Origin of the sequence: Microbacterium mitrae (assembly GCF_008017445.1) — a bacterium.
GTDB classification, from domain to species: Bacteria; Actinomycetota; Actinomycetes; order Actinomycetales; family Microbacteriaceae; genus Microbacterium; species Microbacterium mitrae.
The window spans coordinates 23,530-40,324 of the sequence record NZ_VRSW01000004.1; the positions used below are offsets into that span (position 1 = coordinate 23,530).

At 60.8% G+C, this 16,795-nt stretch carries 10 protein-coding genes; 8 read left to right on the forward strand and 2 right to left on the reverse strand.

Annotation, left to right across the window (positions count from 1 at the left end; translation table 11 throughout):
- Positions 1–74 precede the first annotated feature (74 nt).
- Positions 75–839 carry an SDR family oxidoreductase gene (locus FVP60_RS10795; protein ID WP_147826302.1) on the forward strand — a complete coding sequence of 255 codons (765 nt, stop codon included), beginning with the start codon at positions 75–77 and terminating at the stop codon, positions 837–839.
- 8 nt (positions 840–847) lie between these two features.
- Here FVP60_RS10795 and FVP60_RS10800 read toward each other — a convergent pair whose 3' ends face one another.
- Both FVP60_RS10800 and FVP60_RS10805 read right to left on the reverse strand, forming a co-directional pair.
- Positions 848–2,014, reverse strand: coding sequence for a PDDEXK-like family protein (locus FVP60_RS10800; RefSeq protein ID WP_147826303.1), 1,167 nt, complete (start codon positions 2,012–2,014; stop codon positions 848–850).
- A 42-nt stretch (positions 2,015–2,056) separates the two neighbouring features.
- The gene (locus tag FVP60_RS10805) at positions 2,057–2,959 is read right to left on the reverse strand and encodes a class I SAM-dependent methyltransferase (protein ID WP_147826304.1); all 903 of its coding nucleotides are present in this window, start codon (positions 2,957–2,959) and stop codon (positions 2,057–2,059) included.
- Positions 2,960–3,247: 288 nt separating this feature from the next.
- Here FVP60_RS10805 and FVP60_RS10810 point away from each other — a divergent pair, with 288 nt between their 5' ends.
- The 7 genes from FVP60_RS10810 to FVP60_RS13290 all read left to right on the forward strand — a co-directional run bounded on the left by FVP60_RS10810 (position 3,248) and on the right by FVP60_RS13290 (position 16,659).
- Complete coding sequence (locus tag FVP60_RS10810; RefSeq protein WP_147826305.1) at positions 3,248–5,305, forward strand: ATP-dependent nuclease; 2,058 nt, start codon at positions 3,248–3,250, stop codon at positions 5,303–5,305.
- Positions 5,302–5,535 carry a GIY-YIG nuclease family protein gene (locus tag FVP60_RS10815; RefSeq protein ID WP_147826306.1) on the forward strand — a complete coding sequence of 78 codons (234 nt, stop codon included), beginning with the start codon at positions 5,302–5,304 and terminating at the stop codon, positions 5,533–5,535. Before FVP60_RS10810 ends, FVP60_RS10815 begins: the two co-directional genes overlap by 4 nt.
- Positions 5,536–5,751: 216 nt before the next feature.
- Positions 5,752–5,934: a helix-turn-helix domain-containing protein gene (locus tag FVP60_RS10820; protein ID WP_147826307.1), complete on the forward strand. Its 183-nt coding sequence runs from the start codon at positions 5,752–5,754 to the stop codon at positions 5,932–5,934.
- A gap of 70 nt (positions 5,935–6,004) precedes the next feature.
- Entirely contained in the window at positions 6,005–9,493 is a 3,489-nt protein-coding gene (locus FVP60_RS10825; RefSeq protein ID WP_147826308.1) for a helicase-related protein, read from the forward strand.
- Positions 9,490–12,162 carry a DUF1156 domain-containing protein gene (locus FVP60_RS10830; protein WP_187240645.1) on the forward strand — a complete coding sequence of 891 codons (2,673 nt, stop codon included), beginning with the start codon at positions 9,490–9,492 and terminating at the stop codon, positions 12,160–12,162. The genes FVP60_RS10825 and FVP60_RS10830 overlap by 4 nt, the downstream gene beginning before the upstream one ends.
- A complete protein-coding gene (locus FVP60_RS10835; RefSeq protein WP_147826310.1) occupies positions 12,162–15,530 on the forward strand; it encodes a DUF499 domain-containing protein in 3,369 nt (1,122 codons plus the stop codon). Before FVP60_RS10830 ends, FVP60_RS10835 begins: the two co-directional genes overlap by 1 nt.
- An 820-nt stretch (positions 15,531–16,350) precedes the next feature.
- The gene (locus tag FVP60_RS13290; protein WP_222705927.1) at positions 16,351–16,659 is read left to right on the forward strand and encodes a helix-turn-helix domain-containing protein; all 309 of its coding nucleotides are present in this window, start codon (positions 16,351–16,353) and stop codon (positions 16,657–16,659) included.
- The last annotated feature ends 136 nt before the right edge of the window (positions 16,660–16,795 follow it).

Sequence of the window (16,795 nt, forward strand, 5' to 3'; positions counted from 1 at the left end):
TGGCCTCCCGCGTTAAAGCCCAAGAACTAAACGTTGGGGTTTTAACCACCAGTGCGCCTGCGTAGGGTGAAGGTGTGAAAATCGCGATTGCGGGCGGAACCGGAGTTGTCGGGCGTCATGTCGAGCGGATCGCTCGTGAAGCGGGTCACGAGACCGTCGTTCTTACCCGCTCCCAAGGGGTTGATCTCGTTAGCGGCGAGGGGCTGAGCCTAACCGGCGTAGACGTCGTGATCGACGCCTCCGGGCCGTCGAAGGGCGAGCGCGGCAATGTCGTCGAGTTCTTTGAGCGGGTTTCGACAAACCTGCTCAAGGCAGAAGCAGACGCGGGCGTTCGTCATCACGTCGCGCTTTCCATCATCGGTGCGGCACAGGTCAATGCTGGCTACTACGCGGGCAAGCGTGCCCAAGAAGATGTGGTGACCGCCGGATCGATTGCGTGGACGATTTTGCGCGCCACCCAGTTCTTTGAGTTCGCCGATCAGGTCTCGATGCCCTTCGGCCCGTGGGTGGTGACTCCCAAGGTGCGCTCACAACCGATCGCTGCGGCGTCGGTCGCCGCCGAGCTCGTGCGGCTCGCAGAGTCGGCGGTGCAGGGCGCTTCGAATGATGCGCACGGTGTGCACGAAGTCGCCGGCCCGGAGGAACGTCAGATTGCCCACCTCATGCGCGAGCTACTCGTTGCACGCGGCGACAAGCGTCGAGTGCTCGAGTTGCCCCTTCCTGGCCGTTTCGGCAAGGGCCTTCGCGACGGCACGATCTTGCCTAGCTCAGAAGCGAAACTCGATGACGTCGCGTTCGAAGACTGGCTCGCTGGGTCGCACGACGAGTTGAGTGCTTAGCCGGTGAGCTACTCGCCCCGCACCAGCGCAACTATTTCGTCAAGCAGTCGCGTGTCGCCAGCGTCGAGGCCATAAAGCACCTCATGCAATGTCACCGCCGACTGCCGGACTTCGTGGTTTCCTGCGTACGTGAGGAACAAACGCGAGTAGTCGGCGAGGCGCGGGTCTACCTTCCGCCTCCACGTGGGCTCTTGCTCGTTCACAAACCAAGCTGACGGGCCGAGCTTGATCTGGATGGGGCTACCCGAAGCATCGTGTCCTGGTGCCGGCTCAAGAATCACGGCCCACTGGTAGATGCCTTGGTGGTTCGCGACGACTCGCTCAACGCGACCCTCGCCGAAAGCCGCATTGAGCTGACCCTTGAGCACGCCGTTGACATACGTCAGCAGGCGAGACTTCACGTGCTGCAAAACATCGCGACTCTCGCCGTAGCGTTCCCGCGCCTGCTGCGCGAGGTCGCTTGCGAGTCGCTCGGCCGCTACGTCGCGATCACGTTCTTGGTAGCGCCGGGCTTCGCCTGTCGCGCACATTGCGGTGATGAAGTCGAGCACGTCTTTGTCGCTCATGCGCGCCTTTCCTTTCGAAAACTTCCGGTGCACCTGGCTGAGAAATGTGTATTGCTCGGCGTTGCGCTTGGCGTAGGTGGAGTCGTCATCAAGCTTGCGAATCAGCCGGTCGAGAAGTCGTTCGTACGTCACGACAGGTGCGTTCTCCCACCCGTCTGTCTGCAGCGCGCGGTCTTCCTCGCCACACAGCAGAACGACGACGCTCCGCTTCCCACCGCGGCGGCCAAACTCCAGGTATCCCTCGTACTCGTGGCCGTGTCCGTCCGAAGTTCCGTAGTTCTCGACCACGATCACGGCGGAGTCGCTCTCGAGCACAATGTCGGCGATGTCCCACTCAAGGCCAGGCTTGGCCGTGTTGACCTCCTGCCGCACCGTGTAGGGGCCCGCAGGCAGACCTTCGCCGAGCTCCTCATTGATCACCTCAACGAAGAGATCTTGGCCAAGCCCCTCGAAGTTGTGCGTTCCGCCGATCTCGAAGATCCAGCGGAAGATGTTCGACAGCTGCTTCTCATGCGTGCCGTGGTGCATGACGTCGAAGACGTTGAATCCGACCGCCTCGGATTTTCCGAGCACGGGGAGCAACTGAGTCAGCAGTTCATTGGCGCTCATGAGTCCCCCGGATTCTGGCGTATCGCGCGATTGAGTCCGAGTCTAGTAACCATGCGTGCCCGGAATCACGGAAGCAATGAATCGCCCTATCCGCACCTGACGCACCGCGAGCGAACTGGCCATCGCCAGTGACTCAGCTGCCACGGTCGCGTCTATTCCCGCTGTACTCGGCACCGCCTCAGCTGCAAAATGCATGAGAAGTGCGTCCCGCTTCGAGCGTGCGCGCAGGCTATTGATGGTATCCGCAGCGAGGTGGGAGGCGGAACCACCAATTGCGAGCACCGAGTCATAGATGGTTCCGCAGAGCACGTGTTTCTGCTCCGCTTCGGAGTAGGTCATCGGATGCACGCCCGCGATAGCGGGGTGTTTCATGACGAGCGCGTTCAGCATCGCGGTCGAGGGGTCGATTCCGACGTATCGGACGGGCTCGACCAATCCGAGATCCACCGGAAGCCCCGTCCCGCATCCGACGTCGAGCGTGCGGCCAAGTCGGTCACCGAAGGTGGATCGAATCAAGTCGACCGCGGATTGTTGCTCCTCAACGGTCATGCCGTGGTGTCGATCCCACGTTGTGGCCAGTCCGTCGTATGCGGTCCCGCACGGTGACTTCGTTCGCGGCATGTTCTGCACACCGTAAACGTGTTCAACACGACCGCGATTGATTAGGGTGACGCTCTCGTCTTCGATCGTTCCGCCCTGCATGTCCCAATGCTTCCAACCCATGGGTGTCACGAGGTAGATGCGCGTGCTCTTGAGGAACTTCATTGGCTCGCCGTATGTCCGGATGACGTGGGCAGCCCGCGCGACGTCTTCCTCCGAGAGACCCGGCGTCTTGCCACCCACAACGTACTCGTGGGGCGCGCCTTCGGCATAAGTGGTGGCGAACTGCCAATCGAGCTCCCGCTCGAGTTCCAGCCACCAGGTCAAGTCAGTCTTCGTAATCACAGTCAATCCCTCACTAGTCACACACGGCCCTCGTAGTCCGTGCGTGACAAGTATGGGTGGGGCGGCGGACATTGGTTCCCTTCCGATAAGTCATCCGCCGCCATTCTCGACTCTGCCTGGGGCCGGCAAGCGTGAACGTATGCGCCGCTAACTCCGCTAGTGAATGGCCGTTGTTCGCCAGCTGATTGCTCACACTCACTGCTCACGCGTGGCCTGATGCCATAATCAACTCAGAAACGGAGGGTTGTATGGCTCACCACGCAACGACTGACCCTGACTAGGCTTGCTATGGTCGCCGTGCGAGACCGGTTGGCACTTCGGCGGTTGCCAATCAGTGTGAAGCTCAATCGAAGCCTGTTCCCCATTGACTTCATTTCATTGGTCGCCAAACCAGGCAAGACGCTCGGTGGGCTGGCAATGCAACGCACGACGCTCTCGGATGTTCTCAAAGCGACCTCTGGCGACGGATTTCGACCGAGACCGTTGAGCCCGGGAGACAGCATCGACATCTTCGTGCGCGACGAGAGCTCGTATTCCAATGCTGTCTATTCGGTCTTTGATCGGCTCGAGGTTGTGAACATTCGTCGCGGCTCCCCTACGATGTTCCGGATCAAATGGGACACCGTCAACAACGAAGACCTCCCCGGAGAATTTTCACTCGTCTGGTCACATGAAGATCGCGCCGCGGGGCGCGCCCCTTTCATCGCAATCGGCAGTGCGTCCGAGAAGCTCGCGCAATATGCAGACGATCAAGCGCACCGCATTCCACCCTCAAGATTTGACGTGGATTTGCGGATACGCATCCCCGAGATGAGCCAACGCGACACTCAAAATCGGGTGGCAGCTGAACAAATGGATTCACTAACGAGCAAGGAGAACCTCATCCCTTCACATGCGCGCACAATCTCAGTTGAGGGTTTCCGCGGCTTCCGCGAATCTGCCACTCTTCGCATGGCATGCCCTGACGGCGCCGAAGGAAGTGGTTTGACCTTCGTCGTTGGCGCGAACAACGCTGGCAAGTCAACCGTCTGGGAGTCATTTGATGCGGTCTCACGCAAGCTAAAGAATGACGTGTCATTCTCAGCGGGTCGGCGCAACCGTGCGACGCTCAATGGAATCCGCATAAGGATGGATTTCAATACTGGCGTCAGTTACCAAGTCCTTAGCCGCAATAACGACACCAGCGAAACCAAAGATGAGTGGAGCCCGTCACAACCCAATCTGTTACCAGAAATCGTCACCGTTCCCTCGCGTCGACAGTTTCAGGCCACGTTCAGCCGTGGCGGCACAGCTCAACGGGATTGGATGGCACAACAGAACGACTTCACTAGGTCTCGTCAGAATGACCAATTTACGGGGAGGCTTTTTGATCTTCACAACGACGATGCGAAGAAGGAGAAGTTCGATCAACTCATGGCTGAGGTGCTTGGCCATGAACTGAAATGGACCATCGATCTGGGAGAAGGGCAGTACGGTCAGTCGTACTACCTGAAAGTGACGACTGGAGACGGGGTCGATCATTCGAGCGAGGGTCTCGGCGATGGCATCATAAGTCTGCTGTTCATTCTGAACGCGCTCTACGACTCAGAACCCGAGACGCTTCTCGTCTTCGATGAACCGGAACTTTCGCTTCATCCGCAGTTAGTGAAACGGCTTGGCAGAGTGCTGGCACGATTCGCAAAGGACCGACAGATTGTCGTATTCACGCACTCGCCTCACCTCCTTTCCTGGGACGACATCGCGAATGGTGCGGAAATTGCTCGCGTCTACAAGTCGGGCCCCGATTCAAAGATTGCTCAGCCGACACGCGTGACGGTCATGGAGGTCGCCAACCTACGCCGAAGCTGGCGGAACCCGCATATCCTTGGCGTCGACGCAAACGAAGTTCTTTTCCTCGATGACGGCGTGATCCTCGTCGAGGGTCAGGAGGACGCCGCATTGTTCCCGCGCGCCTTCGAGCAGGTGGGAATCGAGATGCCGGGGACAATATTCGGATGGGGATCCGGGGGTGAAGGAAATCCCGAGAAGCTCGCAGCGCTTTTGAACGAACTCGGATTCGAGCGCGTGGCAGTGATTCTCGACAACAATGTCCACCACACTGCGGACAGGATCCGCGCAAATCACCCAGGCTACCTCGTGCAGGAGATTCCTGCCGCAGATGTGCGCGACAAGCCTGCAAGCGCCAAAGAGGCTGTTGTGGGGTTGCTCGATGAGAAGGGCAAGCGTCTGAAACCAGAAATGAAGGCGCAAGCCGAGGCCGCTTTCAGTGCCGTCCGTTCCTACCTGAAGTCGACCCCCCAAGTGGTTTCAGATCTCCAGGCTTCGACAACCAAGTTGGATTCATGACCTCGTTCGAGCTTGAACGCTTCCCGTTGACGCATGAGGACGTGCGCGTGTGGGGCGATTCGGATCCGCGCCACCGCAACTGGCCAGTTGCCTACGTGATGAACAGCGACCGGGACGTCTATGTTGGCGAATCGCTCAACGCTGAAGGCCGCATGCGGCAGCACCTGGAATCAGAGTCCAAGAAGCATCTCAACTGGGTGTGCGTCGTGCTCGACAACACCTTCAACTAGCATCGAAACGTGCGAGGAGTGCGGATCACCAGGCGCCCAGTACGTCGTCAACCTATGGGTTTCTGTACTTTGCCCCGAGCATCACAGCGCCACGATTCGAGCGGCGGAGGCTCCGCCACATAGTCCTCGCCCAGCATCTCGCCCCGGAACTGGATCGACCGGCTAGTCTCGGACGTATCCGGAAAGATCCGGTTCAACCTGCCTCGAGGAGTCCGCGTGTCTGAACCATGGCTCTCTGCCGACGATATCGCGGACTACTTGGGCGTAACCAAGGACACGATCTACGCCTGGATCGCCGACAAGGGGATGCCAGCCCACAAGGTCGGGCGTCTGTGGAAGTTCCAAACCAGAGAGGTTGATGACTGGGTGCGACGCGGAGACGCGGCAACCCCGAATTAGCCCCCGCCGCATGCCAGCATGCCCAACCCCGCCTGATCGACTTTGCCAACTGAAGGAGTGAACGAGAGCCGTGTCGACATCATCGCTGTTTGATCGCGTCCGCGTTGGCGCGACGCTCACGGGGCTTGCCGGCCCCGACCCGGTCAAGATCATCGCCGTCGAACGGCTGACAGACGACTCCGCATACGTCACTTATCGGACCGAAACTGGTGTGGCCGAAAGGATCGTCTTCGCCAACGCGATTTCTCAGGTACGCGAGGTCGTCGCCGGGCAAGCCTTCAGCTTCGATGCTGATCCCAACGCGTTCCTGCTTGCCGCTGAGGCGCGCCGGATGAAGCTTGCGTATCTGTTCGACCCGCAAGCAGCGCTCGGTACTAGCGACGTCCAGCCGCTGCCGCATCAGCTCCGTGCCGTGTACGAGATCATGCTGCACAAACAGCCACTGCGATATGTACTGGCGGATGACCCTGGCGCGGGTAAGACCGTGATGGCAGGGCTCCTCATCAAGGAACTGCTACTGCGTGGCGACGCCGCGAACGTCATGGTGGTCTCTCCGGGCGTACTCGTCGACCAGTGGGACGAGGAGATGCGGGAGAAGTTCGGCCTTGAGTTTGAGACGCTCACCCGCGACAAGATCCTCCACGAAGGCAATCCTTTCGCTCGTGGAGGCCTGTGGCTGGCTCGGCTCGACGTCCTGGCCCGCAACAGCGAGGGCATTCTCGACAAGGCCGGTGAGATCGATTGGGATCTCATCATCTTCGATGAGGCGCACAAGATGTCGGCCACGGTCTGGGGCAACGAGGTAAAGAAGACCAAGCGCTACCAGATGGCCGAAGAGCTCGGCAAGCACACGCGCAACCTCCTGCTGATGACCGCGACGCCCCACTCGGGAAAGGAGGAGCAGTTCCAACTCTTCATGGCGTTGCTTGACTCTGACCGCTTCGAAGGAGTCGCTCGGGAGGGTAGTCGCAAGGTCGACGTCTCCGACTTGATGCGTCGGCTCGTGAAGGAGGAGTTGCGCACTTTCGAGGGGACGCGCCTATTTCCGGAGCGCTTTGCATTCACGGTTAAGTACGAGCTGTCCCTGCCTGAGAAAGACCTCTACGTCGCGGTGACGGATTACGTCCGCGAGGAGATGAACCGCGCTGACGCGATCGCGGGCGACAACCGCCGACGCACCGCAGTCGGCTTCGCTCTCACGACTCTCCAGCGCCGGCTCGCGTCGTCGCCGGCGGCAATCCACCGCTCGCTCGAGCGCCGCAAGGCTCGGCTCGAGTCCGAGCTGCGTGAAGCCAGGATCTACGCCGCGGTGCGATCCGACGCTCCCGATGTCCCCGAAGACTGGGACGACCTCGAAGATCTGACCGACGAGGAACGTGAAGCCCTCGAGGACCAGGCGATCGCAGGAGCAACGACAGCCCGCACCCCCGAGGAGCTCGAGACCGAGATCCGCGTCGTTGATCAACTCCTCGTGAAGTCGTCGGCGGTGAAGTCGTCACCGACCTACGCCAAGTGGGACGCGCTGCGTGACACCCTGGACGATGCTGACGAGATGCGCGACGACACGGGCACCCGGCGAAAGGTGATCATCTTCACGGAGCACAAGGACACGCTCGATGATCTGGTGATGCGTCTAACGCAGCATCTTGGCCGCGATGATGCAGTGATCACGATCCATGGCGGCACGAAGCGAGAGGATCGTAAGAAGGCGAAGGAGACCTTCGAGCAGAATGAACGGTGCGTCTTCCTGATCGCTACCGATGCGGCCGGCGAAGGCGTCAACCTTCACAAGAACGCTCACCTGCTGATCAACTACGACCTGCCGTGGAACCCGAACCGTATCGAGCAGCGCTTTGGCCGGGTACACCGCATCGGGCAGCCCAACACGTGCTTCATGTGGTCGCTCGTGGCGGACGACACTCGAGAGGGCGACGTCTACACGCGACTGCTGGAGAAACTCGAAGAGCAACGTGCCACCCTGGGCGGACGCGTCTACGACGTGCTCGGCCAGCTATTCCAAGGCAACGCGCTTCGCGACTTGATGATCGCGGCTATCAGAGAGGCCAACAAGCCCGAGCGTCAGCGCTATCTGACTGAGGTTGTCGATCCGCGGATCGCAGACGGCATCCCCGAACTGTTGCAGGCGAACCAACTCGTGCCCTCCGCCATGAGTGACACCGAGATCGATGTGATGCGACGCGAGATGGAGCGTGCGGAGGCCGCGAGGCTCCAGCCGCATCACGTCGAATCATTCTTCCATCGCGCCTTCGCTGATATCGGCGGCCAACTGCGGATGCGTGAAGGACACCGGTTCGAGATCAGACGCGTGCCCGCCGAGATCAAGGAACGCGACCGCGTCACCGGCTACGGCCAGCCCGTTGTCAACGAGTATTATCGCGTCGCCTTCGACCCGAAATATGTCAGAGTCAGCGGCAACAACCATGTCGCAACTCTCCTGCACCCCGGCCACCCGCTCATGTCAGCCACGATGAGCGTCGTCTCTGCCCGTTACAACGATGCGCTCCGCCGCGGCGCGGTCCTCGTCGACAGATCCGATTTGTCGCTACAGCCCTACGTCGTGAGTTTGCTCGAGCACGACGTCACTGACGGGAGAGCGGCACCTGAGGGTCAGCCGCGCGTCGTATCCCGTCGTGCACAGTATGTACGGATCGATGAAGCCGGAACTATCACCCCGCTCACAGGCTCGCCGATTCCGAACTTCGAGACCCCTGACGACGAAGAATTGAACCTGAGTCGGCCGTTGTTGTCCGAACCTTGGGCGCAAGCAACGGACCTCGATCGCCGCGTGATCCGAGAGGCGTCGGTCACGATCGCGCGCCAGCACGCCGAGGAGGTCAGCCACCGCACTGTGGAGCGCGTAGACAAGACCGAACGCCTCGTCCGCGAACGCCTGACTCGCGAGATCAACTACTGGGACCGCCGCGCCTTTGAGCTGAGCGAGCAGGAGCGAGCGGGCAGGAAGACCCGCCTCCCAGCATCTCAAATGCAGGAACGGGCCGAAGCGCTGGCCCGTCGACTCGACCGACGGCTACGAGAGCTTGAGCAAGAACGTGACATTTCGGTTCGCCCGCCACGAGTGACCGGCGCTTGTCTGGTCGTCACGCAGGGATGGCTGGATGCTCAGACCGACCCTGAAGGCGCAGCTCACCGTGCCAGGGAGACGACGCGGGTGGAGCGCCTGGCCGTCGATGCCGTTCTCCGAGTCGAGCACGCGCTCGGCCACGATCCGACAGAGATGCACCACAACAACCCCGGCTACGACATTGAGTCCGACACTGGACAGAGTCTCGACTTCATCGAGGTGAAGGGCCGTGTCGTCGGTGGCCGGACGTTCGTGCTCACCCGGCAGGAAGCGGTCACTGCGCTGAACAAGGCCGAGCACTCGGTGCTCGCGCTCGTCCAGGTCGCGGAGGATGACACGACGACAGTGCGCTACCTGCGACACCCTGTAGACCAGCCCATCGATCCTCGCGCGGCGCGCGTCGAGTACGACTGGGAGCCCTTCTGGAGCGACGCAACGGAGATGAGTCAACATTGACCGAGAGAATTCGTAAGAGGAAGCTGATCGAGGTCGCGCTACCGCTGGATGAGATCAATGCCGCGTGTGCCGCAGACAAGGCTGTGAAAACAGGTACGTTGCGCAACCTTCACAAGTGGTTCGCCCCTATGCCGTTGCCGGCGTGGCGGGCGATACTCTTTGCGGCGTTGGTCGATGACCCTGGAGAGGAAGTTCGTCGTGCCGAACTGCTGGACGTGGTAAGGGGTCTTGTTGAGAATGGCGCTGGCCTACCTGAGCAGGAAGCATTACGTCGCGCGACCGATATTCTGGCTGCACAGTTCCCAGATGGGCTTCCCACAGTTCTCGACCCGTTCTGCGGGGGTGGGTCGACACTTGTGGAGGCTCAGCGTCTTGGTCTGTCAACGCTTGGGTCGGACCTTAACCCTGTCCCCGCACTCATCACGCGCACGCTTACTGAAGTGTTGCCGAAGGCGGCCGATGCCAGCTTCGAAGCCGAAGATGAAGCTGGAACACTATTCGCTGCCGCTGAACGCAGAGGACACTATGCGGGCGTCATCAACGCATTTCACCACTACGCAGATTGGGTAATGGAAGAGGCTCTCAGCGATCTGCGCCCAGCCTACCCAGCCGTGTCTGACGGAACCGTCATTTTCTGGCTCTGGGGACGTACAGTCCCCTGTACCAATCCTGCTTGCGGCATTCAGACCGTGTTGACTACTACGTGGCAACTCTCCCGAAAAGTTGGAGAGCTCGCATGGGTTTCGCCATCGGTCGCGGATGGCGAGGTTGTCTTGGATGTCATCTCTGGTCAGCGAGACGGACAGGCGCCAACATCCCCCAAAGTTGGGCGGGGCGCCGACTTTCAGTGTTTGAACTGTTCCCAGGTGATCAGGGAGGCCGACATTAGGCAGTTGGCACTAGACGGTTTGATGGGGCGACGCCTGATCGCAGTCCACATCGACACCGGATCACGGCGCCTCTTCCGTGCGCCAACAGAGTCCGAAATCCTGGCGGCAAACGTGACTGCTCCCGAGGACCTGCCCGAGGTTTCCCTTGGCGAGGCGAACCAGTACATCGCACCGCCGCGCTACGGCATCGAGACTTTTCTGGATTTGTACACCTCGCGCCAGGCTCTGGCGCTCGCTACATTCGCGAGCCATGTCGCGCGAGTACAGGAAAAGGTCATCACGGACGGAGGATCGAAGGAGCTTGCCGATGCCGTCTCATCCTTACTCGGCCTCGCTGTCGGGAAGATGGCACAGTACAACTCGACACAGACCTTTGTTCGCACACGGCGTGGTCCTTCTGCAGCAACTGGCGCGTTCGGTCGGGCTGACTTGCCGATGACTTGGGACTTCGCCGAGACGTACCCGTTTGGTTCTTCGGTTGGGTCATGGGCAACCGTGTGCCAGAACCTGCTCCGTGCCCTTGAGTTTGCTCCGATGGGGAGCGGGCGAGTGGCTCTGGCTGACGCGAGGTCTATCGCATCGAACCGCCCCGTCGTCGTGGCAACCGATCCGCCTTACTTCGATGCGATCGGCTATGCTGACCTATCAGACTACTTCTACATGTGGCATCGTCGCGCGTTGCGCAATGTCCACCCGGATCTATACCGCACGATTGCGACGCCTAAGACTGGTGAGCTGACCGCTTTTGCATGGCATCACGGAGGCACCAAGGACGCTGCCCGCGCGGCGTTCATCGACGGGTTCACAGAGACGTTTGAGCATCTCCAGCACCTTGCAACACCAGATGTGCCATTAGTGATTGTTTATGCGTCGAAGGAACAAAAGGGAGGTCGTGAGGAAGAAACGCGTTGGTCATCGATCTTGTCGGCAATGGTTGCCGCAAAACTAGAGATCACGGGCACCTGGCCTATACGGGGCACGACTGAGGCTCGAATGCGTTCGGCTGGATCTAACGCAGTCTCCTCCTACATCGCGATGGTCTGTAGACCCCGAGACGATAGTGCGAAAACATGCAGCCTTGCAGACTTCGCGCGGTCACTGCGTCGTGAGCTGAGTACCGCGGTGCGTGACCTTCAAGCGGCATCGATTCTTCCCGTCGACCTCGCGCAGGCTGCCATGGGGCCAGGGATGCAGATCTACTCGCGATACCGCGCGGTTCTTGACCAAGCCGGAAACCCTGTTCCTGTCGACCATGCGTTGCGTCTGATCAATGACGCGCTTGGGGAGGTACTAGATGAGCAGGAAGGCGAACTTGATCCGGAGTCGAGGTTCGCCGTGCGTTGGTGGGAAGCGTACGGGTGGTCCGCGGCGTCTTTCGGGGAAGCAGACAAGGCGGTGCGGCCCCTCGGAATAAGTGTCGACGATGTGGTACGCGCTCAGGTAGCAACAAGTCAGGCGAACAAGGTCCAGTTGCTCGGGAGGACTGGTCTCGATCGCGACTGGCTACCATCTCGAGATTCAAATCCAACCGCGTGGGAAGCGGTGCACCATCTGGCTGACCGACTAATCGATGGCCGTGGAGAGCTTGAAGCAGGACAGCTCATGGGGGCTCTTGCTAATCTACAGGACCCAGCACGCGCACTGGTCTACCGTCTGCATGATTTGGCGGCGAAAGCCTCACGCGCTGGGGATCAGGAGCGCTACAACGCACTTATCAGCGCATGGAACGAACTCTTGCGGCTCGGGTCAACAGCATCGACAGATAGAGGCTTGTTCTGATGGCATCGCTAACGAATAAGGAGCGCGTCGGACGCGCAATCGACCTTGTAGCCGAAGGGCTTGGCCCTTGGATGATCGCGCTCCTTGAGGCCAAGCACGGTGTTGACTGGGCGTCTGAAGTAGGACGCACGGCAGGACTCACAGGACGAGACGGGTCGCCCAGTCCCACTGACCCCGCCTATCTGTTCTGGGTATTCGACAAGCAATGGCACCAGGTATTCAAGGAGCAACTCACCTTCGAGGACAAGCGAGTAATCTCTGCGCTCTGGGACGCCCGCAAGGAGTGGGCGCATGGGGAGCGCATCTCGTCAGAACGCACCGAGCGCGTGCTTATGGATGGCGAGCACATCCTCCGTTCGATCGGTGCAGTCCAACACGCAGATAGAGCCGACGCGATGCGGCGCGAGTTCCGTCGCCTCATGTTCGAGGAAGACCAGAAGCGACTCCAGCGTGCACAGGAGAAGTCGCTCTCGGTACAGGTGGATTCGACCGGCCTCCCGGCTTGGCGCGACGTTGTCGAGCCTCACGACGATGTCGCCCGTGGCACGTTCGAGTTGGCCCAGTTCGCCGCCGACCTCCGCCAAGTGCACCAGGGCGTGGCTGGCCCTGAGTACGGCGACCCTGTCGAGTTCTTCGGCCGCACTTACCTCACACGCGGTCTGCGCTACTTGCTCGAACAGGCGATCAAGCGCCTCAGCGGCGGCGGCGGGGAGCCTGTCATCGATCTGATGACGACCTTCGGTGGCGGCAAGACGCACTCGCTGCTGGCCGTCTACCACGCAGCAGCAGGGGTGCCTGCTGAGCGGATGCCGGGCATGCGAGAGCTGCTCGACGGCATTGGCATCGCGGAGCTTCCCACCAGCGTCAACCGTGCGGTACTCGTCGGCAACGACCTCTCGATCCTGGGCATGCCGAAGCCCGAGGGCTTCACTGTCAATACGCTGTGGGGCGAGGTTGCGTACCAGCTCGGGGGCGTCGAGGGGCACAAGCTCCTGAAGCGGTACGACGAGCAGTCGGTGCCGCCGCCGACGACCGCGTTGGTCGACCTCTTCGAGAAGTATGGGCCGTGCATCATCCTCATCGACGAGTGGGTCGCGTATCTGCGCCAGCTCTGGTCACGTGAGAAGGTCGCGCCTGCCGGAACGTTCGACGGCCACATGACCTTCGTGCAGTCGCTGACCGAGGCGGTGAAAGCCGTCCCGACCGCGCTCCTCGTCGTTTCGCTCCCGGCGTCCGATGTCGTCCGCGACATGCCAGGTGCTGAGACGCCGATCGAGAATGAGCACGAGGTTGGCGGCACTGCGGGCTTGGAGGCATTGCGACACCTCCGCTCCGTGATCCACCGTCTGGAGTCCGCCTGGCAGCCGGCGACGATCGAGGAGTCGTTCGAGATCGTCAGGCGGCGCATCTTCAAGCCGTTCGGGCGCGAACAGGATGCCGCGCGCGACCTGGTCGTTCACAAATTCATGGATCATTACATGCGCTACGGATCTGACGTGCCGAGCGAGGTTATGCAGCCCGGCTACCGCGCATCGATGCGCACTGCCTACCCGATCCACCCGGAGCTGTTTGATCGGCTCTACAAGGACTGGTCGACCCTGGAGCGCTTCCAGCGCACTCGCGGCGTACTGCGCCTGATGGCGACGGTTGTCTACGCCCTCTGGACGAGCGGCGACCGATCGCCGATGATTCTCCCTGCTTCGGTCCCGCTTGACAACGCGAAGGTTTTCGACGAGCTTGCCAACCACCTGGATGACTCTTGGAAGCCGATCGTAGACGCCGACGTCGCAGGCGAGACATCGACGGCCAACGTGGTGGACAGCGACATCAAGATCCTCGGGCGGTCCATGGCGACCAAGCGCGCCGCGCGGTGTGTGTTCCTTGGCACTTCACCGATGGCCAACCTCCGCAATCGTGACGGCAGCGCCGCGACCATCCGCGGCATCGAGCAGAAGCGCGTTGTACTCGGTTCGACCTACCCGGGTGACAACCCCGCACATGTTGCCGACGGTCTGCGGCGACTCGGCGACCTCGGCAAGTACATGAACCGCGACCAGGACCGGTACTGGCTGTCGCTGCAGCAGACCGTCGCACAGATCGTGCAAGAGCGCGCCGACTCCTACCACGAGGAGCAGGTGTTCGACGAGCTGGCCCAGGTCGTTCGACAGGAGACCGACAAGGGACTGTTCGAGCGTGTCCACCGCTTCCCGCACGGCAGCATCGACGTCGAGGACGACCCGGGCATCGGTCTCGTGATCTTCGGGCCCGACCGCCCGTTCTCGAAGCGCGGGCGATCCGTGGCCGAGGACGCGGCGATCGAGTTCCTGACGAAGCGTGGCACCAACGCGCGTATCCACAAGAACTCGCTCGTCTTCCTGGCTCCCGAGGTCGACCGCATCGACATCTTGCTCAACGCCGTGCGCCAGCGCATGGCGTGGGAGTACATCCTCGAGAATCGAGACTCGCTCAATCTTGACCAACACAACATCAAGGTTGCCGAGTCACGCGTCGCCCAGCAGAAGCAGACGGTGAAAGACTCCATCCGCGAGGCCTACCGCTGGATCCTTGTACCGACGCAGGATCCTGGCGCTTCTGCGATCGAACTGGAGTCCATCCTCATGAACGGCGACGGCACGCTCGCCGAGCGGGTGACGAAGAAGGCCGATGCGGGTGAGTTCGTGGTCCGCACCTTCTCACCGTCGCTGCTGCGTATGCAGATCAACCGTCTAGACCTGTGGCGTGAGAAGCCATACGTGCCGCTTGACGTCCTCGTCGGCTATTTCAGTCAATACGTCTATATGCCGAAGGTGGTCCAGCCTAAGGTGATCGTCGATGCGGTGTGGCATCTCAATGACGCCCTCGTTGTAGAACTCGATGGTTTCGCCTACGCCGACTCGTATGAGGAAGGTCGATTCAACGGCCTCACGGTTACCACCCCAGCCGCGGTCCGCCAGAGCGGGCTCCTGGTCGACCCGGTGATCGCATCAAAGCAGATCGCTGAAGACGCGCAAGGTGCCAGCAGCGATGGCGGTTCCGAGGACTCAGGCGCCTCCTTGGACGGTTCGGGAACCTCGCCCCACGACGGCGCGCCGGTGTCGACAGCGCCAACGCCCAGTGGACGGCCCGCGGTAACCGTGCCCACGCGCTTTCACGCGACGAAGGACCTCACTGTCAACAGAGTCGTGCGCGATGCCGGCCAGATCTACGAGGAAATCATCTCCCACTTCGTGGCGGCCAACGTTCCGGTGCGCGTCACCATCGACATCGAATCGAACCAACTCACCAACCTCAGCGACGACCAGCGGTCGGCGATTCGCGAGAATCTCAAGACGCTCGGCTTCAGCGACGACGACTGGTCGATGGACTGACCCATGCAACCGCAAGCACATTGGCAAACTGCCATGACAACGGTCGTTGAGGCGATCGGACGCTTCCCCGGCAAGTCCAGCAACATCTGGCTCAAGGACTACCCTCGGGGCAGTTGTTCGGTCACGTCCTTTGCGATCGGACGATTTCTCCTCGAACGACACGGGGAGGACTGGTCCCTCGTGTCAAGATCTGGTCCGGAGTACACACACACGTGGCTTGTGCTGGCGCCCGAGGATGCTGTCGTTGCTTCGATCGATGCCACAGTGCACCAGTTCCCGGGCATTAGCACTGAACCTTTCGTTGGAGTTGGACATTCGCCCGCGAACGAGCATTTCCCCGATCTAATGGGGGGCCCAGTGAGAATGTCGTCAGTCCCCGCATGGTGGCATCATGGCGCGACTCGGGAGGTGTACGAATGGCTGTTCCCACGGCTCGGTCTGGCGCCATTTGTGGACGAAGCTCTGCCATGAAAACGCATCGCACCAAGCGAGCGGTTCAAACGACCCAACGCGGGAGAACTGACGGAGAGCGCAACGTCAGCAGACTTCGCCCTGATGTCTCGTGAGACACCCGATTTGCGCATAATTGCGGGCTCAAGGAACCGCGAGTCGATCCGCTCAGTCTCATGCTTGACGAGATCAAGCATGTCGTCGACCAGCCACCGAGGCGTGAACACTTCTCCGTGATCGGCGACCCGCTGGCGTGACTTCACAAGCTGCTCGGGGGCAGCATCATTCTCCCTTGCCACGGTTGTCAGGGTACACGTACCCGGTGACATGAACCCTGGTGTACTTCACCGTGTCCGAACAGGCTTGAAGAGTGGCTCGAACTCCTTCCCCTGCGGCTGCGTTGATCGGTCAGCGCATCGCCGCGCTACGAAAGGCACGAGCCCTCACACAAGATCAGCTCGCCGTGTTCAGCGGTATCGATTCTTCGAACATCCGGAGTTATGAATCTGGGCGCTCAATGCTTAGCGTGTTCACCCTGGTTCGAATCGCCGAGGCGCTCGATTCTGCTCCGGGCGACTTCCTCGTCGACCTGACTTCGGACATGTTTTCTGCACCGGTGCTCACGGTCGATCGAGCACTGCTCGAAAAGTCCTACAAGCCTTCAGGCGCGACGGCGTAGACGTCGCCCACTTACGAGCAGTGCGCGCTACTCGCCCGCGCACGCTCGTACCCCGAACCGCTGTGTGCGAAGCGCGTGACAGCAGGCGATACGCTCGATTTGTTGGTGCCCGACCAACGAATACCCGACGTGGGGA

Coding starts and splice junctions, on each gene's coding strand:
- FVP60_RS10800 (WP_147826303.1), bottom strand. CDS start 2,014: ATGAGCGCCAATGAACTGCTGACTCAGTTGCTCCCCGTGCTCGGAAAA.
- FVP60_RS10810 (WP_147826305.1), top strand. CDS start 3,248: ATGGTCGCCGTGCGAGACCGGTTGGCACTTCGGCGGTTGCCAATCAGT.
- FVP60_RS10815 (WP_147826306.1), top strand. CDS start 5,302: ATGACCTCGTTCGAGCTTGAACGCTTCCCGTTGACGCATGAGGACGTG.
- FVP60_RS10835 (WP_147826310.1), top strand. CDS start 12,162: ATGGCATCGCTAACGAATAAGGAGCGCGTCGGACGCGCAATCGACCTT.